The sequence below is a fragment of the Synechocystis sp. LKSZ1 genome (genome assembly GCF_040436315.1).
GTDB lineage: Bacteria > Cyanobacteriota > Cyanobacteriia > Cyanobacteriales > Microcystaceae > Synechocystis.
On record NZ_AP031572.1, the window covers coordinates 980,278 to 1,000,803 of the forward strand.

Here is a 20,526-nt window from a genome sequence, read left to right on the forward strand (position 1 = left end):
TGCCGGGTTGGCCTGTCTCCAGGAAATTCAGCCCGATGTTGAATTTGTCCAGTTTGTTGATGGGGATTGTGAAACTGTGCCGGCATAACACGCTTATTGTGGTGTTATACGGAAAACTTCTCTCGATCACTTCATTTGAGAGTAATATACGGAAAATTTCTTGAAAAAATGCGTATTTAGAATGATATACGGAAACTTTCCGTATAATTCCTAGCTAGGCTGCACAAGACTTAGGTACAGGGCAACTCATGAAGAAAATCAGAAAATCTTGACAGATAGACTTTCCCAAGTATGCTAATTTTTAGCAAATAAGGCAACTTTTTATGTTAGGTAACTTAAAAATTCCAAAGGAACTTCGCAAAAAAATAGATAATGAGCTTCAGCCAGGAGAGTTTATAAGATGGGTCGAACAGCCCGTACCTCAGTTTTTCACAGCGGCTTCGATCGGAAGTGTTTTATTCGGTATTCCCTGGACTAGCTTCGCCATATTTTGGATGTGGGGTGCATCAGGGTTTAAACTTCCTGATCTAAGAGAAGGTTTACAACCTCAACATCTGTTTGCCCTTTTTGGTGTACCTTTTGTTCTTATTGGTTTTGGAATGCTGTCTAGTCCCATATGGGTATGGCAATCAGCACGAAAGACAGTTTACTTGGTGACAGATAAACGAGCTATCTCTATTCAAAGTGGTTGGTCTACTACAATCAGAAGCTACCTACCTGACCAATTAAAAGATGTATATCGGAAAGAAAGAGCTGACGGAACGGGTGATGTGATTATTGCAATCCGGCGATGGAAGGACAGTGATGGGGATCAAATGAGTGAGGAGATAGGTTTTTTGGGAGTTCGTAGCCCGCGAGAAGTTGAGAAAATGTTGAGGCAGTTGATTCAGAATAATGCCTAAAAAAGCTCATGCACCCCGACCGCTGAGAGATGTCGACTGTGATGCAAAGGCTATCTGCGGCGGGTGATAGGTAATGTTAAACCTCCAATCTCAACCGTGAATTCAATGCCAAAACTTTTTCTTGGATCATCTCTCTTGGCTTCTTCTGTGCTTTGTTTTGCCCAGTACTGCTTAAGTTCTATCAGCAAACTATAATATAGTCATTCGTCAAGGTTTCACTGTAAATAGGGTGACTCTTATTAATGGACTCCCCAATGATAGGCTTAATTCTTCCAGCTTCATACTATTAAATACTGCTTCTAACAAAACATGGACTGGTTCTTGTAACCAGAGAGGTATTGATGGTCAGATCAATGGTGGTTCAGGCATAATATTCGTGATTTGGTAATTTTCAGAGGTAATTCCATCATTTCGCTGAAAACTTGTAATCTTGCACAATCATCGTAGAGGACTGCATCGCCTGGATAGCCCTTATGTTAATCTATGAAGATAGGTGATGCTATTCTTTTTATAAAAGGTTTTGAAGGATGAAAAGTCGCAGTTTCACAGTCATTCTTCATAAAGAAGATGATATGTACATTGCTGAATGTCCAGAGGTTGGCACAGTTGATCAAGGAGAAACCATTGAAGAAGCAATCGCGGGGTTGAAAGAAGCAACGCGGCTCTACTTAGAGGAATTTCCCCTACCGGAAACATCTCCTAGACTTGTAACCAGCATCGAAGTCAACTATGCCTAAGATGCCACGGATCTCAAGCAGAGAAGCGATTCAGGCACTTGAGCGTTTAGGATTCGAGCAAGTTCGTCAAACAGGCAGTCATGTTGTGATGAAGAAAGAAACCGAAGCGGGCGAAATTGGCTGTGTTGTTCCTGTGCATCGGGAATTGAAGATTGGTACGTTGAGTAGCATTCTTAAGCAAGCGCAAGTCACGGTGGAAGCATTTATCGAGAGTCTGTGAAGCCGAACCATTCAAATGCAGTGGATGATCAAAGCCGCTGGTACTGAGTTTGAGGTTGCTTGCCGCCGCTGAAGTCTAAGCTGTTATCCCGCATGACTCTGATTAAGAAGTGAAGTGCTTCATTCACCACTTCGGCGCTAGGGAACATCTCTATGACATCAGGTTACAAATGTATAGTGATTCCACCAAAACGCTTTCTTTCTGATTCCAGTCTTCTAATCCTGAGGCTCTTCCAGTCATACTCTGCCCGGAGAACCTCTTCTATTGCTGAATTATCCTGGGTCATAAGCTTCTGGCTCAGTTCGCGTTACTCTTATTGTTTTAGGGCCTGGAAGGCAGGGATGTTTCTGATTCCGAGACGACGGTCTCTACTTCGGTACTATGGCCATTTTGGCTGGGGCCATTGCCGGGAGGAGTAGAACCACCTTTTTCGCCCTTCAAGAAGCGATGTTCCACCTCTTTGACCACGCTGTAGAGTACCGGGACGAGAAATAAACTCAGACAAGTAGAAATCAGATAGCCCCCAAAAATTGCGGTTCCCAAGGACCATCGACTCATGGCCCCTGCTCCCGAAGCAATCACCAAGGGCCAGAAACCCACCAGACCCGAAATTGCTGTCATCAAAATGGGCCGTAGTCGTTCCTTAGCTGCAAAGGCCGCCGCTTTGGTAATGCTCATGCCCAAGTCCATGGCCTGGTTGGCAAATTCTACGATCAGAATGGCATTTTTACTAGCCAACCCGATCAACATCACCAGGGCCACCTGGGCGTAGATGTTGTTATTCAAGCTGGGCCAAACCGCATTAGTGGCCACCATAAAGTTAGAGCGCAGAAGAATGGCCCCCATGGCTCCGAGGATGGCCAAGGGCACGGTCATCATAATGATGGTCGGATCAACGTAGCTTTCGTACTGGGCCGCTAACACTAGGAACACCATGATGAAAGCTAGACCAAAGATAATCGGTGCCGCTCCCCCCGATTGCTTTTCTTGATAGCCGGTGCCGTACCATTCGTAACCCATGGTTGAAGGGAGAATATCATTGGCCAATTTTTCCATGGCCGTCATTGCCTGACCCGTACTGAAGCCCTGGGCCGGTGAGGCTTGAACATCAATGGCAGTGTAAATGTTGAAGTGGGTCAGAATCGGTGGATAGGTAATTTCTTTGACCTGAAGCACATTGCTAAGCTGAACGAGTTTCCGGTCACGATTGCGCACATAGAGGCGCATAATATCTTCCGGGCTAGACCGATACTTGCCTTCAGCCTGGGCATAGACTTGATAGAGTCGGCCCCCTAGCACGAATTGGTTGACGTAGCTGGAGCCGAGGTAGGTACTCAGGGTCTGGAAAATTTCCGAGACATCCACATTCTGGGCATTGGCCTTTTCGCGATCAACGGAAAACTCAAACAGAGGCGAGGCAAAGGTAAATTGGGTGAAAACCGTGCGAGGATTGAGTTCCGGCAGTTTTCTGGCCTCCATCATATATTTTTGGACATTAGCTAAAAAGGCATCCATGGGAATACCGCCCCGGTTTTGGATGTAGAAATCGAGGCCCCCGGTGCTACTTAGTCCATCTACCGGCGGAGCATTAACTGCAATAATTTGGGCCTGGGGGATTTTGGCGGATAGCTCTCGGTTAATGTCCGTTAGCAGAGCAAACACCGATTTATCCGCGCCAGGTCGTTCATCCCAATTTTTAAGTTTGACGAAGTATAGAGACTTACTGCTATCGTTACCCAGAAAACTAAAGCCCCCCATGCCCAGGACATGCTCCACTTCCGGCCGCTTCTGCACAATTTGAATGGCCTGGTCAATAATGTCCTTGGTGTACTCAATGGAAACGCCTGCCGGTGCATTACCTAGCATGAAGAAATAGCCCTGATCTTCCTCCGGAATGAAACCTGTGGGTGTTGAACTATAGACCCAACCCGTGGCCACTAGGCCAGCAATAAAAACTGGAATGACTAACAATCTCACTCGGATCAAGAGTTCCACCAGACTGCCGTAGCCTTCCTTGAACCAGTCAAAGAAGCGGTTAAACCAACTAAAAAAGACCGCCAGAGGGCCACGTTTTTTCCCCGTGGGCCGCATCAAAATTGCCGACATACTGGGGGAAAAGCTCAAGGCATTGAAGGTGGAAATCGCTACGGAAAAGGCCATGATCAGGGCGAATTGCTTATAGACAATCCCGGTGGTACCTGGAAAAAAAGTAACCGGGATAAACACTGCCATCAACACAATCGAGGTGGCAATAACGGCCCCCGTTAATTCACTCATGGCATCCAGGGCCGCCTGGAGGGGCCGCATTCCCTGGGACAACTTGGTTTCAATGGCCTCTACCACCAGAATCCCGTCGTCCACCACCAACCCGGTGGCTAAGATTACTCCGAAGAGGGTCAACTGATTCAAGCTAAAGCCAAAGGCCAGGGCAAAAGCCATGGCCCCGATTAAGGAAACGGGAATCGCCAGGGCCGGAATAATCGTCGTGCGCCAGTTCTGCAGAAAAACGAAAATCACCAGAAACACCAGCAGAATCGCTTCCACCAGGGTTTTAAAAGCCTCGTCGAGAGAAGCCGTCACAAATAGGGTGTTATCGAGGGCCACCGCCGCTTCTAGGCCAGGGGGAAAGAGGGGCTTGAGGGCCGCGAATTTCTCCTTAACCAACTGGGCCGTATTCAGCGCGTTAGTTCCAGGTAATTGGTAAACAATGAAAGCCACGGCCGGCGCACCGTCAAACACCGACACCTGTTTGTAGTTTTGGGCCCCAACGGTAACTCGCCCCACGTCTTTGATCTTAATCAGCGTACCGTCATTGCCGACCTTCACCACAATCTCCGCCGCTTCTTCCGGGGTGACAAACCGGCCCACCGCCCGCGCATTGATCTGGAAGCGTTGGTCTTCGGCCACCGGCGGCAGGTTTAGGCCCCCAGCCCCCACTTGAATATTTTGCTTCTGGATCGCATCCACCACATCCCCAGAGGACAGGCCCCGGGCCGCCAGGGCATCGGGGTCTAACCAAAAGCGCATGGCGTATTGGCCAACCCCAATAATGGCAATACTACCAACCCCATCTAGCCGTTTAATTTCATCACTAATTACCCGGTCAACAAAGTTGCTGATAAAAATGTCGTCGTAAATATAATTTCCCTGGGCATCCTTGGCAGAATAAATCCCGTAGGCAATGGTCACAGAGGGCGACTGCTTCTGGGTCACGATCCCCTGACGATTAACAGATTCCGGGAGACTGGACTGGGCAATGGATACGTTGTTTTGAACTAATACCTGGGCAATGTTGCGGTCCATCTCCACCGGAAAATAGACGTTGAGGGTGCTGGTGCCAGTATTGTCTGTATAGGAGTTCATGTAGATCACCTGTTCAGTACCGTTGATCTGCCGCTCCAAGACGGTGGTGACGTTTTCCTCTGCCGTTCTGGCATCAGAACCCACAAAATTAGTGGTTACCGTTACCTGCTTCGGGGCCAAATCTGGCAACTTGGCGAGAGGAAGCAAGGGTAAAGCAATCATCCCGACCAAAACAATAACAATGGTACAGACAGTGGTTAGAACAGGCTTTTTAATAAAAACGTCAGCAATACTGAGCAACATGACGATATCTTCTAGGCAGGGGCTTGGGTCAACAGACGAAGGAACGGGGTTAAAGATTCCGCCCAACGCAGCAACTCCTCACCATCTTAGAAGCGATCCTCCCCGCCGCAAATCAAAATCAGCAACTTTCTTTACGTTTACCCGGGCCTCGTTTTCAAGACTAGGGTTGGCAATCAAGATTGCCAGCCACGCCATGCCAGAATAAAAGAAAAATTCTGTGCATCCTTCTCCAGTGAAATCTGCGTCATCCCAACGAATTCTAATCATCGACGGCCATCCCTACAGTCGCGTGACAGCAACTGATATTCTGCTATTAGAGAATTATTCTGTCCTAGAGTCGGATGGCCACGAGGATCTGCTCTCCCTCCTCTCCCGTACCCAACCCGATTTGATCCTGCTCGATGCGATGATGCCTAGCCAGGAGGGCCTAGGCCTGTGCCAAACCATCAAACAAACGGCCACAACAGCCATGATTCCCGTAATTTTGATGTCGGCCCTGGATGACCCCCTCCTGCGTCATCGGAGTCGAGAGGTTGGGGCGGATGCCTATCTCCTCAAACCCCTAGACCGAGTGGAATTGTTGGCCCGGATTGAGGTGCTGATCCAAAAAAAACAATTAGCGGAATGGGTCGAGCAGATTGAACAGGTTCTCTTCCGGGTCGCCCAGGCCATTGAGCACCGCTACCCTGAGACGAGTCCTCGTCCTTCCTTTAGTACCTTGGTCGAAGGCTTCGCTCGCTTTCTGCACCTACCTGAGTCGGCCTGCCAGGATCTCATTTTTGCCGCTCGCCTCCATGATCTAGGAACAGTGACGATCCCCGATGCCGTCATGCTCAAACAGGGAGGCTTAACCGCGGAGGAACGGGCCCTGGTTAAACAACACGTCCTCGTGGGCGAAAAAATTTTTGAACCCCTGGCCTATCGCCGGGAAGTCGGCCAAATTATGCGCCATCACCATGAACGCTGGGATGGCAGTGGCTATCCAGACCAACTCAAAGGGGCAGAAATTCCTTATCTAGCCCAGGTCTTCCAGGTGATCGATATTTTTAGTGCCCTCACCAGTGACCGCTCCTACAAGGCGGCCATCTCTACGGAGGCAGCCCTGAAAACCCTGGAGCAGGAAGCCCAATCCGGTTGGCGTAACCCTGACTTGGTAGAAAAATTTGCCCTTTTTATGCGTCAGGCCTGTCCACAAAACTAAGTTGATGAGTGATTCGTGGCAGCGGCCAAGGAGCCGTGGGCCGCAGGACAAATATGGCTGAGTTCACAGTCGGCACAACGGGGACTCCGGGCCTTACAGACGGCCCGGCCATGGTAAATAATGCGAATGGAATAATTTTCCCAATCGGCCTGGGGAATCAGTTTCATCAAGTCCCGCTCAATTTTGACAGGATCACTAGCCTGGGTTAAGCCCAGACGTTGACTGAGACGTTTGACATGAGTATCGACGGTAACGCCCTGGAGAATGCCAAAGGCGTGGGCCAAAACCACATTGGCAGTTTTGCGAGCGACGCCGGGGAGAGTCAGCAGTAACTCCATCTGTTGTGGGACTTCCCCACCAAAATCTTCCACAATCTTTCGGCAGGCCCCCTGGAGATTTTTGGCTTTGTTGCGATAGAAGCCCGTAGAACGGATCAGGGCCTCGATTTCAAGGCGATCCGCATAGGCTAGGGCCTCGGCGGTAGGATAGCGCTGGAACAGGGCCGGGGTAACGAGGTTGACTCGTTCATCTGTACACTGTGCCGATAGAATCGTGGCCACCAGCAACTGGACGGGGGTTTCGTGGGTCAGGCTACAGACCGCATCGGGGTAGAGGCGTTGCAGAATGGTCAAGACCTCCAGGGCCCGTTGTTTCTTGCTGGCCATTTTCCTCAGCAGACTTGCCATTAGCGGAAAAATTCCTGCACAATCGCCAAATTGACGGTGTCGCGCACGATCAACACGACGCCCAGGCCCAAGAGGAGTACCAGTCCTGTTTGCATAATCCCCTCTTGAATTTTGTTGGGCAGGGGTTTACCGAATAGGCCTTCAATCAACAAAAAGAGGAGTTGGCCCCCATCCAGGGCCGGCAAGGGCAAAATATTAATCACCGCGAGGTTAATGCTAATCAAGGCCCCAAACTGGAACAAATTACCTAAATTGCTTTGGGCAATACTGGCCCCGTACTCCACAATTTTGACGGGCCCAGCCACCTGGCCTGCACTTTCCGAAAAATTGCTAATTAACTGCCAAAATCCTTGCACCGTCAGCTTAACTACTCGTTCGTAGGCATTGGCCCCATCCTTCAGGGCCGACAGTAGATTACTGGCCCGCTGAACCTGGATATGGGGCACCAGGGCCACCCCAATTTTTCCTTCTCCTTGGGGGTCTTCCTGAGGCGTTAAGGTAGTACTGAGGATTTCTCCATTACGTTGCAATTGTACCGTGAGGGGGCGACCCGGTGAGGTGGTAACGGTCTGAATAAATTGTTCGGTGGCCTGGGGATAAATCGGGAGGGTTTGGCCATTCAGGGTCTGGATTAAATCCCCTACCTGAATCCCCGCCGCCATGGCCGCTGAGTTGGGTTGTACCTGGGAAATCACCAAGCCGGCTTGAATTTCTTGAAAACCGACGGTGGCCACCTGCCCAACCAACAGAAAATAAGCAAAAACTAGATTGGCGATCACTCCAGCGCTGATGACAATGGCCCGGTCTAACACGGGACGATTACGAAGCAAATTCGGGTCATTGGCCGGAATGTCGCTCTCGGGGTCATCGTCGGGAAAGCCAACATAACCCCCTAGGGGAAAAGCTCGCACGGCGTACTCGGTCATGGCCCCTTGGTACCTCAGGAGCACAGGGCCAAAGCCAAGGGAAAAGCGATTGACGTAAATTCCCTGGAGACGGGCCGCCGCAAAGTGTCCTAATTCATGGACTACGATGAGCAGGGCCAAAACTCCAATCGCCGCTAAAACTGACATAGTAACTGTAAAAAAAAGGAAGATACTTTATCTTATGGAATGCGAGAAAAATAAGCCACCAGGGACCGATGGCTCACTCAATCCAACAACTGGGCCTAACCTGCGCCCGCGCTTGACGCAAACACAGCAACGGTAATCAATCCACCGACGAGTAAAACTGCTAGAACTGCCAGAATCACATAATTGCGTTTTTCGGCTTGGGTTGGGGCCTTAGCCCGATAAACTTCCGGCTCAATAGCAAAGTTGTTGAGTCTTCCTCCCTCTTCTTTGGTGTAGGGCATGACCAATAAACCTCGTTGTTAATTAAAGACAAATGGTTGTATATAACGGCTTGGTTATTAAGTGAACTTTTGCCTAGGCTGTATCATACCCCAAAAATCGCAGGGGAACCTAACAACGTTAACTTTATTTTAATAACCAGGCCTTAACGCGCTGGAGACTGGCCCAGTTAGGTTTGCGAGCCAGGCCCTCTTCAATATTTTCGACTACCGTTTGGTAAATTTCTTTATCGATGGCCATGATTTGCCCGGCGATCTCAACGTGTTCCCGCACGCCACTCTTTTGGTTTTCCAGCAGGGCCAGGGCCAAATTAACCTGAGCCTGGGGATGATTAGCGTCGATTTTGACGCTTTTTTGCGCCGCCTTCAGGGCCGATTTGGGTTTATCGGCCAGGAGATAGAGCCAGGCGAGACAGGCCCACACCGTTGCATTTTTAGGGACTTGTTCACTGATCTCTTTAAACACTGGAATCAGTTGCTGGGGGTCTTCCCCGGCCTTGTAGCGTTCCATACCTTGCTCAAAGGCCTCGGCAGGGGAAAGAAGGGCATTGGTCATTGTTTTTTCTAAACTATCAGAGTAACAGTTAAGGGAAGCGCTGGGCAGCGTCTCCCTTTTTTACCATAGGCTGCGGCGGGCCGGATCAATGTCCCAGCTTAAACCCCAAAGGATTTGCCACAGCCGCAGGTTTGGTTAGCATTGGGATTCGTAAACTGGAAGCCACCACCGATCATGGCATTGCTGTAGTCCAGCATCAGACCGTAGAGGTAGAGGAGGCTTTTGCGGTCGCAGACAAGTTTAAAGCCGTCGTAGTCAAAAACTTCATCGTGCTCCGTAATTTTGCTGATTTCCTCAAAGTCCATCAGGTAGGACATGCCAGAGCAACCGCCCTGGCGAACACCAACCCGTAAACACAGGTCTTGGCCCTGTTGTTCCCGAAGCTTCAAAACATGCTGGAGAGCCGCCTCAGAAAGCTGAATTCCTTGAGTGGGAGTTAATGTGGCTTGAGTCATGGGTGATGAATACTCCTGATGTAGAGGGCGAAAAAAGAAGGTTAATGCTGATAAAGTCGTCCTTTTATGGTAGGTCATTGGCGTTGACCTTGTCGGCCTTCTCGGAGGAGTTTTTGGCTAGGGAGCGCTCCCAACTTATTGATACAATGGGATGCTATGGCCTGTCCGTATCTGTGTTACACCTTCCAATGAAACCCTACCTAGCCGCCGCCCTCCAGATGACCAGTCGCCCTGACCTCGAGAAAAATTTACTTGAGGCAGAGGAATTAATTGAACTGGCTGTGCGTCGAGGCGCAGAATTAATTGGTTTACCCGAGAATTTTGCTTTTTTGGGTAATGAATCCAGCAAATTAGCGCAGGCCGCAACCATTGCTGAAAAATCTGAGAAATTCATTAAAACCATGGCCCAGCGCTTTCAGGTGACCCTGTTAGCCGGGGGCTTTCCGGTTCCCTTCGCCGAAGACCCCAGCAAGGCCTACAACACAGCCCTGTTGGTTTCTCCCAATGGGGAAGAGTTAAGCCGTTACCATAAGGCCCATCTTTTTGATGTCAATTTGCCCGACGGTAATACCTACCAGGAATCCAGCACCGTTATGTCGGGGAAAGCTTATCCTCCCGTGGTTGCCTCGGACAAGTTGGGTAGGTTAGGCCTCTCCATTTGCTACGATGTCCGTTTTCCAGAACTGTATCGCTACCTGTCGGCCCAGGGCGCAGACGTTTTATTTGTGCCAGCGGCCTTCACCGCCTACACCGGCAAAGATCATTGGCAAATTCTGCTCCAGGCCAGGGCCATTGAAAATACTTGCTACGTCATTGCCCCCGCCCAAACGGGATGTCACTACGAGCGCCGCTATACCCACGGCCATGCCATGATTATCGATCCTTGGGGAGTGATTCTGAGCGATGCCGGGGAACGGCCCGGGATGGCCATTGCGGAAATTAACCCCCAACGCCTGGCTCAGGTGCGCCAGCAGATGCCCTCACTACAACACCGGGTTTTTGCTTGAATCTCTTGAAAAAAGGGACTATCCAGGCTTTGGAGCTACATTCCTGGCTGTAATACAAAATCGCGGAAGTATCACTACACAACCGACCCCACCCTTCCTCCCCTTAGCAAGGGGAGGTACCGCAGGCGGAGGGGTAAAAATCTATAGCCCTGATTTAGAGAATTGGTACAAGGGATTCATTCATGACCATATTCTGGGTATTGATTAATGGGGAATAGGGGGAACTTACCAATAACCGACAGGTTCCCCCTTGGTAAGCAAGGCCGCAAATAGTTTTAGCCCCGCGTCTTCTGGGCCCAAACTTTGGTGGGTAGGCCCCAAATATAGATGAACCCTTCCGCCGCTTTGTGGTCGAATTGGTCTTCCATCCCGTAGGTGGCTAGGTCGGCATCATAAATGGAATAAGGAGACTGACGGCCGACAATGGTAGCATTGCCTTTAAAGAACTTGACTCGTACTTGGCCCGTTACCCGTTCCTGGGTCTTGAGGATAAAGGCATCCAGGGCCTCTTTTAGGGGGCTGTACCACAGGCCTTGGTAAATCAAGTGACTGTAGGTTTCTTCCACATTGCGTTTGTAGTGGCTGACATCCGCCGTTAGGGTCAGGCTTTCGAGATCCCGGTGGGCATCGACTAAAACTAACAGGGCCGGCGCTTCGTAGATTTCCCGCGATTTGATACCAACAACCCGGTTTTCGATCATATCGAGACGACCAACGCCATGTTTACCGGCAATCTCGTTGAGTTGGGTAATCAGGGTAACGCCATCTAGGCCCTGGCCATTTAGAGCCACGGGAATACCCTTTTCAAAATCAATGGCCACGTACTCCGGTTCATCGGGGGTATCAGCCACTGCCTTGGTCAAGAGGTAAATTTCCTCGGGGGGTTCCGTCATTGGGTCTTCCAGCGGCCCGGCTTCGATGCTCCTGCCTAACAAATTGCGGTCAATACTAAACGGTGAGGACTTCTTAACGGGAGATTCCACGCCAAAGCGTTCCCCGTAGGCGATGGTTTGCTCGCGACTCATGCCCCATTCCCGCGCCGGGGCCAGTACCTTCAGATGGGGATTCAGGGCCATAATGCCCACATCAAAGCGGACTTGGTCATTACCTTTGCCCGTACAGCCATGGGCCACTGCATCCGCACCATACTTCTCCGCCGCTTCCACCAGCATTTTGGCGATCAGAGGACGGGCCAGGGCCGTTGAGAGGGGATAGCGATTTTCGTAGAGGGCGTTGGCCTGGATAGCCCGGAAGGCATAGTCTTGGACAAATTCAGCTTTGCCGTCAATCACCAGGGATTCCACGGCCCCACAGCGCAGGGCCTTAGCTTGAATCGGCCCTAGTTCATCCCCCTGACCTAAATCCGCCGCGAGGGTAATTACCTCTTTAACACCCCATTCATGCATCAGGTAGGGAATACAGACCGAGGTATCAACCCCACCAGAATAAGCAAGCACTACTTTATTGGCACGACCCATAAATGGTTTGACCTACAACAATAACTAAGGCGCTATTTTATCAGGTATCTCTACGAGCAACCGGTGCGCAATGAACAGAAAATCTAGACGCGCCCCTCCTGCCCGGCTGTGCTAGTATCTTAGGCAGGAAATTTTGAGTAACAAACCTTAACTTTTCCGTCAAGCCCTGCGGTCGTGTGTAGAGGAGTTAGGCGCCCATTATGACAACTGGTTATCTCAAAGGACAAAGAAGTTATCTCGAACCTATCCGCATCGGCGTGATCGGCGTGGGCAATATGGGTCAGCACCACACCCGCGTTTTGAGCTTGATGAAGGATGTTGAATTTGTCGGTATTGCCGATGTCAATGTCGAGCGAGGCCTAGACACGGCCAGTAAATACCGGGTTAAGTTTTTTGAACGTTACCAAGATATGTTGCCCTTTGTGGATGCCGTCTGCGTAGCGGTGCCCACCCGACTCCACCACAGCGTTGGCATGGCCTGTCTCCAGGCAGGGGTACATACGCTGATCGAAAAACCGATTGCCGCCAGTATTGCCGAAGCGGAATCCTTAGTGAATGCAGCGGCGGAATCCCACTGTATTCTGCAAGTGGGCCATATTGAGCGGTTTAACCCGGCCTTTCAAGAATTAAGCAAAGTCCTCAAAACGGAAGAACTTTTGGCCGTTGAGGCCCACCGCATGAGCCCTTATTCCCAACGGGCCAACGATGTATCTGTGGTGTTGGATCTGATGATTCATGACATTGACCTGCTCCAGGAATTGGTGGGGGCTCCCGTGGTGAAACTGACCGCCAGCGGCAGTCGGGCCTCCGGTTCAGGTTATCTGGATTACGTGACCGCCACCCTGGGCTTTGCCTCCGGCATTGTGGCCACCCTGACCGCTAGCAAAGTGACCCACCGCAAGATCCGTCGCATTGCGGCCCACTGTAAAAATTCCCTCACGGAGGCGGATTTCCTCAACAACGAGATCCTGATCCATCGTCAAACCACCGCCAACTGTACAACCGATTATGGCCAAGTCCTCTACCGCCAAGATGGCCTGATTGAGAAGGTTTACACCAGCAATATTGAACCCTTGCACGCCGAGCTAGAACACTTTGTCTATTGTGTCCGGGGCGGCGACCAGCCTTCCGTTGGCGGCGAACAGGCCCTCAAGGCCCTGCGCATTGCCAGTCTAATCGAACAAATGGCCCTCGATGGCCAGGTTTGGCATTCCTCCGAATTAGAATCCCTTAATCCAGTCTTGGCCCTTGGCCTGGGGGCCTAGACCAACTCAATTTGGGAATCGTCCCCCACCAGAAAGCGCAGGGCCCGGGGTTGACCTGGGGCCAAACTCAGGCGAGCCCGTTGACCGATCACGCTGTCCACGATCCGCTGTTGTACCCCGAGAATCTGGGCCCCCGGCAAAATAACGCTGTGCTCTAGATCCGCATCCTGGATAATGGCTTCATCGGCAATACTGCTGTAGGGGCCAATAAACGAATTTTCGATCCGACAGTTTTCGCCAATGATTACCGGCCCTCGCAGGGTACTGTTGATAATCTGGGCACTGGGAGCAATGGCAACCCGGCCAATAATTTTACTGGTTTCATCAATCTGGCCCTGTTTATCCTGGCGGAGTAGACTATCGAGAATGATGCGATTGGCCTCTAGAAGGTCGTCTTTTTTACCGGTATCCAGCCACCAGCCTTGCAACTCCAGGGCCTCAACGGTTTTGCCTTGGTTCAGCAAAGTCTGAATGGCATCGGTGATTTCCAATTCTCCTCGGGCCGAGGGTTGGATAGCGGCAATGGCCGCATGGATCGACGCGGCAAAGAAATATAACCCCACCAGGGCCAAATTAGAGGGGGGAGCCTGGGGTTTTTCCACTAGGGCCAGGACATGGCCCTGCTCATCAACGGTGGCCACCCCGAAGGCACTAGGATTCGACACCTGACGGAGGAGGATCAAGGCATCTAGGCTTTTTTGTTGAAAATGTTGTAAAAACTGACCCAAGCTATCTTGGATCAGGTTATCTCCGAGGTACATCACAAAGGGGGAGTCACCCAGGAAGGGCTGGGCGACCTTAACCGCGTGGGCCAGACCCAGAGGTTGTTCCTGCAAAATATAGGTGATTTTGACCCCAAAACGCTCTCCATTCCCGGTTTTCGCTTGGATTTCTGGCCCCGTTTCTGGGCTGATAATAATGCCAATTTCCTCAATGCCAGCGGCGGCAATGGCCTCCAGGCCATACCAAAGAATCGGCTTATTGGCCACGGGTACTAATTGTTTGGCCCCGGTATAGGTCAAGGGGCGCAGTCGAGTACCTTTGCCACCGGATAGAATTAAGGCTTTCATCGACTTACGGGGTTGCCACTAGCGCATCGGGATCGAGGAGAAACACCGTCAAGGACTGGCCCGGCTGGGGGATAACCATCACATGACTGGCACAATTAAGGGTATCATTTTGCCGGTAGGAATCCGGTAGAATCCGCATTTGTTCCACTGCCACATCAATCAGCGTCGGCGTTTCGGGTACCACCAGAGCAAATTCCTCGCCTAAGCGGTTTTTGGCCAGAATCAAAAATTGCTTGGTAACAGCCGAGGGAAGCTGAGAACGATGGAGGAGACGTTGGCCCAGATCAATCACCGTCACGGAACGATCTTCGAGGTGAATGATACCTGTTGCGGTTGTGCCACTGCCATGGACAGTTGCATAGTTCAAAATCCGTACCACCTGGTCGATGGGCAGGGCCAGGTGCAGTTTTCCCAGGGTGAAGAGCAGAAATTTTGCGGTTGAGCGAGTCGCTTTGGCGGGAGGTTCCTGATTAGGCAAGCTGGCCCTAGAGAGGTTAGCCGATGTGGGCTGGGGGAGCGTATTCATAAATGTTAGGTAGGCATTGAAGTTCAAAAAAGGATTCTGGCCAGCCCCAATAATGGCGACTCCGCGTTTTCCCTAGTTTATCGTTGATTCGGTTGGGACGCGGTTCCCAGGGCCTAGAAACCCGAAGTCCGCAGAATATAATTCATTTTTTCGACCACGATCTGGGTCTGCTCCAGCATGGCGAAATGACCACAGTCGGGAATTTCGATCACATTTTGGCCCATGGGATAAAACAGGGAATGAAAACTCGCCAAATAATTGACATATTTAGATTCCATCACCATATCTTTCTGGCCCGCCAAAAAATAAACCGGTTGACTCAGTTGGGCCACGAGTTGGGGCAATAAATGCACCTCTTCCTCGGTGGTACTTTCTAGTAGGGAACCCAGGGCCGCGGCGGCATCGGCCCGGACAAAATCCTGAATTCGTTGTCGGCCCCAGGGCCGGGCCAGGGTTTTTTCCACCATCAACCGAGCGAAAAGCAAGTCTAGCAGGGGTAATGTCGCCAACCAGGGGGGCCGAAAACTGACTAACCGCTGACCCATGGTGCGGAACCGCTCAAATTCTTCCTTGAGATAAATCCCCCCCCCGGCGTTGAGACAAACCACCCCCTGGACTCTCTCGGGACAGGCCTTGGCCGCCCAAAGCGCAATACTTCCCCCCAAGGAATGACCCACCAACCAGGCCTGGGTAATGTGGAGTTGCTCTAGCAGAAGGATGAGATCCCTCGCATAGGCCGCCAAACTGAAAGGACTCAGGGCCTGGTCAGCAGATGTTGCCAGGGTTTCAGTCTGAGAATCGCCAAACCCCCTGAGGTCGTAGGTCAAACAAGGGTAGTCCGTGGATAATTGCTGGACTAGGGGTTGCCAGTAATGACGACTGAGAAGCCAGCCATGGATGTAGATAAGGACTGGCCGCGAAGCCACGCACTCGGGGCCGGTTAATTCGTAGTGATGAGGCACTCCCAAAATATTAATTGAGGGCATAGTTATCCTGGACTGAAAACCGGGTTCACGGAACCATCCCCATTATCGCAAACCGACAACGCAGGTCTTGCCTCTATAAAGATAAATAAGATTTACATTACCAAGAGAGTATATAGATTAAGGTCTATGTGCCTTGGGTCATAGGTAAACGCAATCCGTCAGTGGAGCCTACCGTCTGACTGGCGATAGATGAGGCTTGCCGCGTTAGGGACTAGCACCGATAGGCAGAGACCGCCAAGGAAAAATGATGCACCCTTGCTGGCCCTGGGCGATCAGCCCGCAGGCCCGACCCAGGGGCGGAGCGGACGGGGAACGCTTAAAATAAGGAGCATTCAAGCTAGGCTGGCCCAATTCGGTAAGAGTAATGCTTGAGGCGGATAGTCTCGCGTACTATGTTTAGGCGTGTTCGGAGTGGCGTAGAGCCCATAAAAAAGGACACTAATCGGCATCATACGCTTTTTGGTGTATTGTACGAAAACTTTCTGTGTAATACCTAGTCGGGCAGCAAGATGCAGTTTGGGAGTTTACAATAGGTTCTAATATGGTTGAGCAGTATGAAATCACCGAAAGAAGTTGTACAGGATTGGGTTGCGGCATTTAACGCTTGCGACCCACACGCACTTATCAAGCTTTATCATGATGACGCCGAAAATCATCAAGTCGCTTTTGGCGATCCGCTTCATGGGCGCGAGGCTTTATTGGAGAGCTTCATCGCATTTTTCACCGCTTTTCCAGACAACTATACGCACCCGCTAAACATATTTGAGGATAGTGAGTGGGCTATAGTTGAGTGGAAAGGCGGCGGCACATTTTTAGGACAACTGGGCGATAATGCGCCAAATGGCAAGAGTTTTACACTACAAGGCTGCGGTTTCTTTCATGTTATCAACGAAAAAATCAAGTTCCAGCGTGGCTACATTGACAAGCACACATGGCTCTCGCAGCTTGGAATACCTGTTGTGTAAGTCGTAAACTGCTGCCTAACAAGTGCGTTGCAGCGGAATGAAAATTTTTAGTGTTTCTCTCAATGTTGCTTGTATCCGCTGAACATGGGCGTTATATCGCTTCGTTTCAAGTGTTAGGGCGTTCTTTCAAAGCTATCTGTAAGTCTTCCAAACTATTACAGTGCGTCAATTATCTGACACTGCATGTGGTGCTATAGTAGTGTCATGTCCCCTTTGCCGTTGCTTCGGATTGTTGTTGACACCAATGTTCTGTTTGAAGGTCTCACCAAACAAGGCGGGGCTTCAGGGTTGATTATTGATGCTTGGTTGACTGGGCTGATGGTGGTTTGTGTCTCCAATGCGCTTGCCTATGAATATGATGATGTGTTGTCTTGAAAACTCTCAGAAGCATGCTGGATTAAACTGCAGCCTGTGTTAGGGCAACTCCTCAGCTTGACTCAATACACGAATATTTATTTCTCATGGCGACCGACTTCCCCAGATGCAGGTGACGATTTAGTGATTGATTGTGCAATGAATGCAGGCGCAATTGTAGTTACGTCTAATATTCGAGATTTTCGGAGTGCGAAAGAGTCATTGGGGCTATGAGTAATGACACCTGTGCAATTCGTGAGCTTATTAGCATTAGGAGAAAAACCATGAGTCGATTAACCTTACGATTACCTGAAACGTTGCATCAACAGCTTGCTTATCTCGCTGAAGGCGAAGGTGTATCATTAAATCAGCACATTGTTTATGCATTGACTCGTCAGGCAGCCTTAGCTCATGCGATTCAGGTCGTCCCTGAAGCGGAAGTTGAACAGCAACAGCAGTCGTTCCAGTTATTGATCAAGCAGCTAGGGCAAGCTTTGTCTGCTGAGATTCAGTCTGTTTTAGCGACACGCGAGCAAACTGAGCCAGAAGCAGACCTGAGTTCAGATGTCGTTGCGCGTCTTCAAGAACGCATCCAAAAGCGGGCATGAGTATGGAAAACGGGAGTTAGCGCCAGTGAGATAACAAGTCGTTGCAGCGGCGAGCAAAGTCTTCTAGCTTCGTTTGTAGTTAATGGAGCGCCGCTCACTTTAGCCGTTATGCCGAAGCACGACAAAACCTTAGTGGATCAGCCCCTCTGATAGGAAAAACGGTCACTTCTTTTGAAACGAACCGCGCAGTAAAGTGTATAGACCCAGTAGAAAAAACACCCCACCAGCCATCCAGGCAAAAGGGATCACTTCACTGCTGATCGCCATTGCCAAAATGCTGGGAAGTACTAGAAAGCAGATAAGGGAACAAAGAAATAGGAAAGGCGGCAAAAATTTTGCCAGAAATTGTTTGAACTGATTATTTTGACGGGCCACCACGCCTCTCGATGAAAAACAATTTTTGAATTAATCCAAATTCTACTACGGTCTATTTTTTTGCCGATGATGGCCTGGGGAAGCAAGCCTTTAATCCCGCCGACACTGACCCGTGGCGCAGGCCTCACGACTGGTCTGGCGCAGGGCCAGCAGGGTTGCGAGAGAGGGGCGGCCGGTCAATGCTAGTCTTCTATCAGCCCAAAGACCGTAGAGCCAATCCACTAAGGGACGAAGCAGGGGCCAACCCGTGGGAGCATAGAGCCAACCCAGACCTAAAAGCGCGTAAATTCGCCGAAAAACCTCAACATTTTGCAGAATTTGACCATCGGCCGTAATGCCATGGATGCGGCCCATGGCCGTGGCGTAGTCGATGCCGGCATGGTCGTCGGGGTTATAGTCAGGGGCCGAAATATCCACAAAGGCCACCCGGCCCTGGCCCTTGTCCTGGAAACGCAGAAAGTTAACTTCTCGGAGGCAGAGGGGACAGTCTCCATCAAAAAGAAGCTTAATCTGCCAGGTGGGTTGCGTCTCAGATGCTGGATGAGCCATGGCCGATTGCGTTAAACATTACCCTTCAATTGTTGATATAAAGCCAGAATTTTTTCAATCACGGCCTCAATACTGAGAGTATCGGTGACGATCTCGATGGCATCGGCGGCCTGCTTCAGGGGAGCAATGGCACGGGTACTGTCGAGGTGATCCCGTTGGGCAATATCCTGTTCTAACTGGGCCAGGTCGAGGTCGGTTTTACCCTGCTGTTGAAAATCCCGTAGTCGTCGCCGGGCCCGTTCCTGCACCGAGGCCGTCAAAAAGATTTTCAGCTCCGCATCGGGAAAGACGTAGGTTCCCAAATCGCGCCCCTCTGCCACCAGGCCCCCTTGCTCACCGTAGTAGCGTTGGAGGCTAAGCAATTTATCCCGCACCGCTTTTTGGGCCGCAATCACCGAGACGATTCCGGTCACCTCAGGGGTGCGCAGGGCCTCGCTAACCTCCTGGCCATTCACCCAGGCCCCCGTGAGTTGGGGCGATGGCCGGGAAATTAATTCGATCTGGGCCGGGCTGATCAACTCGGCTACCGCGACTTCATCCTTGGGGTCAAGGTCGGCCTGGAGGACTAACCAGGCCAGGGCCCGATACAGGGCCCCAGTATCTAGGTACAAAAGGCCAAGACGGTCGGCCACTTGGCGGGTGACGGTGGATTTCCCGGCGCCAGCGGGGCCATCAATCACGATCATGGCCTGGCGACGGCGGAGCAGAAGGTTATCGATCAGGCGGGTTTGGCCCAAGTAGGCCGCCAGGGCCAAGAGTCCGGTGGTGGCGACAGTGGTTAAGGGTTGAAGCGTCTGGGGATCTACTAGGGCCAGGTACTGAAGCTGGAGATCTGGTTCCGTTTGTAATTCCTGGTTCACCGCCTCCAGGAGAAGGGCTGAATCCCGCTGGCCGGTCTGGAATAATTGCTCGGCTTTTTGGAGACTGCGATAAAGAACTGTGGCCTGTTGTTGTTCCTGTTCCCTCAGGTATTGATTGCGAGAACTCAGGGCCAGGCCGGAAGCCTCCCGAACCGTTGGACAACCCTTAATTTCGATGGGGAAATCCAGATCCGCCACTAAACGACGAATAATGGCTAATTGCTGAGCATCCTTTTCGCCGAAATAGGCCACATGGGGTTGTACTAACTGAAACAAGCGGCTGACGATGGTAGCCACGCCGGTAAAATGGCCCGGACGATAGGCCCCGCAGAGGGTTTCGGTTAAGGCGGCAGGAGGAACGACCAGGGTTTTAGCTGATGTCTCGTCTAGACCTAATTCCGCCACTGTGGGACAAAAAACGGCCCTGGCCCCCAAGCTGGCGGCTAGTTCACAGTCAGCTTCCAGGGAACGGGGATAGCGAGCCAAGTCTTCCTGGGGGCCAAACTGGAGGGGATTCACAAAAATCGAGACGACTGCATGATCGGTTTCGGCCACCGCCCGCCGAATCAGACTCGCGTGGCCCCTATGGAGGGCCCCCATCGTCGGCACCAGGCCAATGCATTGACCTTGAGCCGTGCGGAGATAGGTGCGGAGTCCAGCAATGGTCTGTAAACGATACACAGTCTTTATTCCTCAGCGTAACCCTCAAATTCTAGAGCAAGGCGGCCGGCTTTGCGCTCCGCTATAATAGGCACGGTTGTCCTATTTT

The 20,526-nt window shown here is 51.0% G+C and carries 22 protein-coding genes; 9 read left to right on the forward strand and 13 right to left on the reverse strand.

Going from position 1 to position 20,526, the window contains the following annotated elements:
- Positions 1–323 precede the first annotated feature (323 nt).
- The 3 genes from ABXS88_RS04695 (at position 324) to ABXS88_RS04705 (ending at position 1,859) form a co-directional block, all read left to right on the forward strand.
- Positions 324–902, forward strand: a complete 579-nt coding sequence (locus ABXS88_RS04695; RefSeq protein WP_353674024.1) for a hypothetical protein — start codon at positions 324–326, stop codon at positions 900–902.
- Between the two features lie 527 nt (positions 903–1,429).
- The gene (locus ABXS88_RS04700) at positions 1,430–1,639 is read left to right on the forward strand and encodes a type II toxin-antitoxin system HicB family antitoxin (RefSeq protein ID WP_353674025.1); all 210 of its coding nucleotides are present in this window, start codon (positions 1,430–1,432) and stop codon (positions 1,637–1,639) included.
- The gene (locus ABXS88_RS04705; RefSeq protein ID WP_353674026.1) at positions 1,632–1,859 is read left to right on the forward strand and encodes a type II toxin-antitoxin system HicA family toxin; all 228 of its coding nucleotides are present in this window, start codon (positions 1,632–1,634) and stop codon (positions 1,857–1,859) included. Before ABXS88_RS04700 ends, ABXS88_RS04705 begins: the two co-directional genes overlap by 8 nt.
- A 321-nt stretch (positions 1,860–2,180) precedes the next feature.
- Here the strand turns inward: ABXS88_RS04705 and ABXS88_RS04710 are convergent, their stop codons facing one another.
- Positions 2,181–5,465: an efflux RND transporter permease subunit gene (locus ABXS88_RS04710; RefSeq protein ID WP_353674027.1), complete on the reverse strand. Its 3,285-nt coding sequence runs from the start codon at positions 5,463–5,465 to the stop codon at positions 2,181–2,183.
- Between the two features lie 232 nt (positions 5,466–5,697).
- On the opposite strand from ABXS88_RS04710, the gene ABXS88_RS04715 reads away from it, so the two are divergent.
- Positions 5,698–6,666 carry an HD domain-containing phosphohydrolase gene (locus ABXS88_RS04715; protein WP_353674028.1) on the forward strand — a complete coding sequence of 323 codons (969 nt, stop codon included), beginning with the start codon at positions 5,698–5,700 and terminating at the stop codon, positions 6,664–6,666.
- On the opposite strand, the gene nth is transcribed toward ABXS88_RS04715, so the two are convergent.
- From nth to ABXS88_RS04740, 5 genes are all read right to left on the reverse strand, one after another.
- The gene (gene nth, locus ABXS88_RS04720) at positions 6,663–7,352 is read right to left on the reverse strand and encodes an endonuclease III (protein ID WP_353674029.1); all 690 of its coding nucleotides are present in this window, start codon (positions 7,350–7,352) and stop codon (positions 6,663–6,665) included. The genes ABXS88_RS04715 and nth overlap by 4 nt on opposite strands.
- Positions 7,352–8,425 (reverse strand): RIP metalloprotease RseP, encoded by a 1,074-nt coding sequence (rseP, locus tag ABXS88_RS04725; RefSeq protein ID WP_353674030.1) that lies wholly within the window; start codon positions 8,423–8,425, stop codon positions 7,352–7,354. Before rseP ends, nth begins: the two co-directional genes overlap by 1 nt.
- A 95-nt stretch (positions 8,426–8,520) precedes the next feature.
- Positions 8,521–8,706 carry a ssl1498 family light-harvesting-like protein gene (locus ABXS88_RS04730; protein WP_353674031.1) on the reverse strand — a complete coding sequence of 62 codons (186 nt, stop codon included), beginning with the start codon at positions 8,704–8,706 and terminating at the stop codon, positions 8,521–8,523.
- A 124-nt stretch (positions 8,707–8,830) separates the two neighbouring features.
- Entirely contained in the window at positions 8,831–9,259 is a 429-nt protein-coding gene (locus tag ABXS88_RS04735) for a hypothetical protein (protein ID WP_353674032.1), read from the reverse strand.
- 98 nt (positions 9,260–9,357) lie between these two features.
- A complete protein-coding gene (locus ABXS88_RS04740) occupies positions 9,358–9,714 on the reverse strand; it encodes an iron-sulfur cluster assembly accessory protein (protein WP_353674033.1) in 357 nt (118 codons plus the stop codon).
- A 188-nt stretch (positions 9,715–9,902) separates the two neighbouring features.
- Between ABXS88_RS04740 and ABXS88_RS04745 the strand changes: the two genes are divergently transcribed.
- On the forward strand, positions 9,903–10,721 hold the full coding sequence (locus ABXS88_RS04745) for a carbon-nitrogen hydrolase family protein (RefSeq protein ID WP_353674034.1): 819 nt from the start codon (positions 9,903–9,905) through the stop codon (positions 10,719–10,721).
- Between the two features lie 275 nt (positions 10,722–10,996).
- Here the strand turns inward: ABXS88_RS04745 and argG are convergent, their stop codons facing one another.
- Complete coding sequence (gene argG / locus ABXS88_RS04750; RefSeq protein ID WP_353674035.1) at positions 10,997–12,199, reverse strand: argininosuccinate synthase; 1,203 nt, start codon at positions 12,197–12,199, stop codon at positions 10,997–10,999.
- Between the two features lie 200 nt (positions 12,200–12,399).
- On the opposite strand from argG, the gene ABXS88_RS04755 reads away from it, so the two are divergent.
- Positions 12,400–13,464 (forward strand): Gfo/Idh/MocA family oxidoreductase, encoded by a 1,065-nt coding sequence (locus tag ABXS88_RS04755; protein WP_353674036.1) that lies wholly within the window; start codon positions 12,400–12,402, stop codon positions 13,462–13,464.
- Here the strand turns inward: ABXS88_RS04755 and ABXS88_RS04760 are convergent.
- From ABXS88_RS04760 to ABXS88_RS04770, 3 genes are all read right to left on the reverse strand, one after another.
- Positions 13,461–14,534 (reverse strand): glucose-1-phosphate thymidylyltransferase, encoded by a 1,074-nt coding sequence (locus tag ABXS88_RS04760; RefSeq protein WP_353674037.1) that lies wholly within the window; start codon positions 14,532–14,534, stop codon positions 13,461–13,463. The genes ABXS88_RS04755 and ABXS88_RS04760 overlap by 4 nt on opposite strands.
- A 4-nt stretch (positions 14,535–14,538) precedes the next feature.
- Positions 14,539–15,060: a chemotaxis protein CheW gene (locus tag ABXS88_RS04765; protein WP_353674038.1), complete on the reverse strand. Its 522-nt coding sequence runs from the start codon at positions 15,058–15,060 to the stop codon at positions 14,539–14,541.
- Between the two features lie 113 nt (positions 15,061–15,173).
- A complete protein-coding gene (locus tag ABXS88_RS04770; protein WP_353674039.1) occupies positions 15,174–16,046 on the reverse strand; it encodes an alpha/beta hydrolase in 873 nt (290 codons plus the stop codon).
- A gap of 554 nt (positions 16,047–16,600) precedes the next feature.
- Here ABXS88_RS04770 and ABXS88_RS04775 point away from each other — a divergent pair.
- From ABXS88_RS04775 to ABXS88_RS04785, 3 genes are all read left to right on the forward strand, one after another.
- Positions 16,601–17,011, forward strand: coding sequence for an ester cyclase (locus tag ABXS88_RS04775; RefSeq protein ID WP_353674040.1), 411 nt, complete (start codon positions 16,601–16,603; stop codon positions 17,009–17,011).
- A 204-nt stretch (positions 17,012–17,215) separates the two neighbouring features.
- Complete coding sequence (locus ABXS88_RS04780; protein ID WP_353674041.1) at positions 17,216–17,386, forward strand: PIN domain-containing protein; 171 nt, start codon at positions 17,216–17,218, stop codon at positions 17,384–17,386.
- A 263-nt stretch (positions 17,387–17,649) separates the two neighbouring features.
- Entirely contained in the window at positions 17,650–17,973 is a 324-nt protein-coding gene (locus tag ABXS88_RS04785; RefSeq protein WP_353674042.1) for a toxin-antitoxin system HicB family antitoxin, read from the forward strand.
- Between the two features lie 162 nt (positions 17,974–18,135).
- On the opposite strand, the gene ABXS88_RS04790 is transcribed toward ABXS88_RS04785, so the two are convergent.
- The 3 genes from ABXS88_RS04790 to ABXS88_RS04800 form a co-directional block, all read right to left on the reverse strand.
- Positions 18,136–18,348 carry a hypothetical protein gene (locus ABXS88_RS04790; protein WP_353674043.1) on the reverse strand — a complete coding sequence of 71 codons (213 nt, stop codon included), beginning with the start codon at positions 18,346–18,348 and terminating at the stop codon, positions 18,136–18,138.
- A 90-nt stretch (positions 18,349–18,438) separates the two neighbouring features.
- Positions 18,439–18,897: a DUF393 domain-containing protein gene (locus ABXS88_RS04795; protein WP_353674044.1), complete on the reverse strand. Its 459-nt coding sequence runs from the start codon at positions 18,895–18,897 to the stop codon at positions 18,439–18,441.
- A gap of 11 nt (positions 18,898–18,908) precedes the next feature.
- A complete protein-coding gene (locus tag ABXS88_RS04800; RefSeq protein ID WP_353674045.1) occupies positions 18,909–20,438 on the reverse strand; it encodes a bifunctional pantoate--beta-alanine ligase/(d)CMP kinase in 1,530 nt (509 codons plus the stop codon).
- Positions 20,439–20,526 lie beyond the last annotated feature (88 nt).

Coding starts and splice junctions, on each gene's coding strand:
- ABXS88_RS04695 (WP_353674024.1), top strand. CDS start 324: ATGTTAGGTAACTTAAAAATTCCAAAGGAACTTCGCAAAAAAATAGAT.
- ABXS88_RS04795 (WP_353674044.1), bottom strand. CDS start 18,897: ATGGCTCATCCAGCATCTGAGACGCAACCCACCTGGCAGATTAAGCTT.
- ABXS88_RS04755 (WP_353674036.1), top strand. CDS start 12,400: ATGACAACTGGTTATCTCAAAGGACAAAGAAGTTATCTCGAACCTATC.
- ABXS88_RS04740 (WP_353674033.1), bottom strand. CDS start 9,714: ATGACTCAAGCCACATTAACTCCCACTCAAGGAATTCAGCTTTCTGAG.
- ABXS88_RS04710 (WP_353674027.1), bottom strand. CDS start 5,465: ATGTTGCTCAGTATTGCTGACGTTTTTATTAAAAAGCCTGTTCTAACC.
- ABXS88_RS04770 (WP_353674039.1), bottom strand. CDS start 16,046: ATGCCCTCAATTAATATTTTGGGAGTGCCTCATCACTACGAATTAACC.
- ABXS88_RS04765 (WP_353674038.1), bottom strand. CDS start 15,060: ATGAATACGCTCCCCCAGCCCACATCGGCTAACCTCTCTAGGGCCAGC.
- argG (WP_353674035.1), bottom strand. CDS start 12,199: ATGGGTCGTGCCAATAAAGTAGTGCTTGCTTATTCTGGTGGGGTTGAT.
- ABXS88_RS04785 (WP_353674042.1), top strand. CDS start 17,650: ATGAGTCGATTAACCTTACGATTACCTGAAACGTTGCATCAACAGCTT.
- nth (WP_353674029.1), bottom strand. CDS start 7,352: ATGGCAAGTCTGCTGAGGAAAATGGCCAGCAAGAAACAACGGGCCCTG.
- ABXS88_RS04735 (WP_353674032.1), bottom strand. CDS start 9,259: ATGACCAATGCCCTTCTTTCCCCTGCCGAGGCCTTTGAGCAAGGTATG.
- ABXS88_RS04700 (WP_353674025.1), top strand. CDS start 1,430: ATGAAAAGTCGCAGTTTCACAGTCATTCTTCATAAAGAAGATGATATG.
- ABXS88_RS04705 (WP_353674026.1), top strand. CDS start 1,632: ATGCCTAAGATGCCACGGATCTCAAGCAGAGAAGCGATTCAGGCACTT.
- ABXS88_RS04775 (WP_353674040.1), top strand. CDS start 16,601: ATGAAATCACCGAAAGAAGTTGTACAGGATTGGGTTGCGGCATTTAAC.
- ABXS88_RS04780 (WP_353674041.1), top strand. CDS start 17,216: ATGTCCCCTTTGCCGTTGCTTCGGATTGTTGTTGACACCAATGTTCTG.
- ABXS88_RS04760 (WP_353674037.1), bottom strand. CDS start 14,534: ATGAAAGCCTTAATTCTATCCGGTGGCAAAGGTACTCGACTGCGCCCC.
- ABXS88_RS04730 (WP_353674031.1), bottom strand. CDS start 8,706: ATGCCCTACACCAAAGAAGAGGGAGGAAGACTCAACAACTTTGCTATT.
- rseP (WP_353674030.1), bottom strand. CDS start 8,425: ATGTCAGTTTTAGCGGCGATTGGAGTTTTGGCCCTGCTCATCGTAGTC.
- ABXS88_RS04745 (WP_353674034.1), top strand. CDS start 9,903: ATGAAACCCTACCTAGCCGCCGCCCTCCAGATGACCAGTCGCCCTGAC.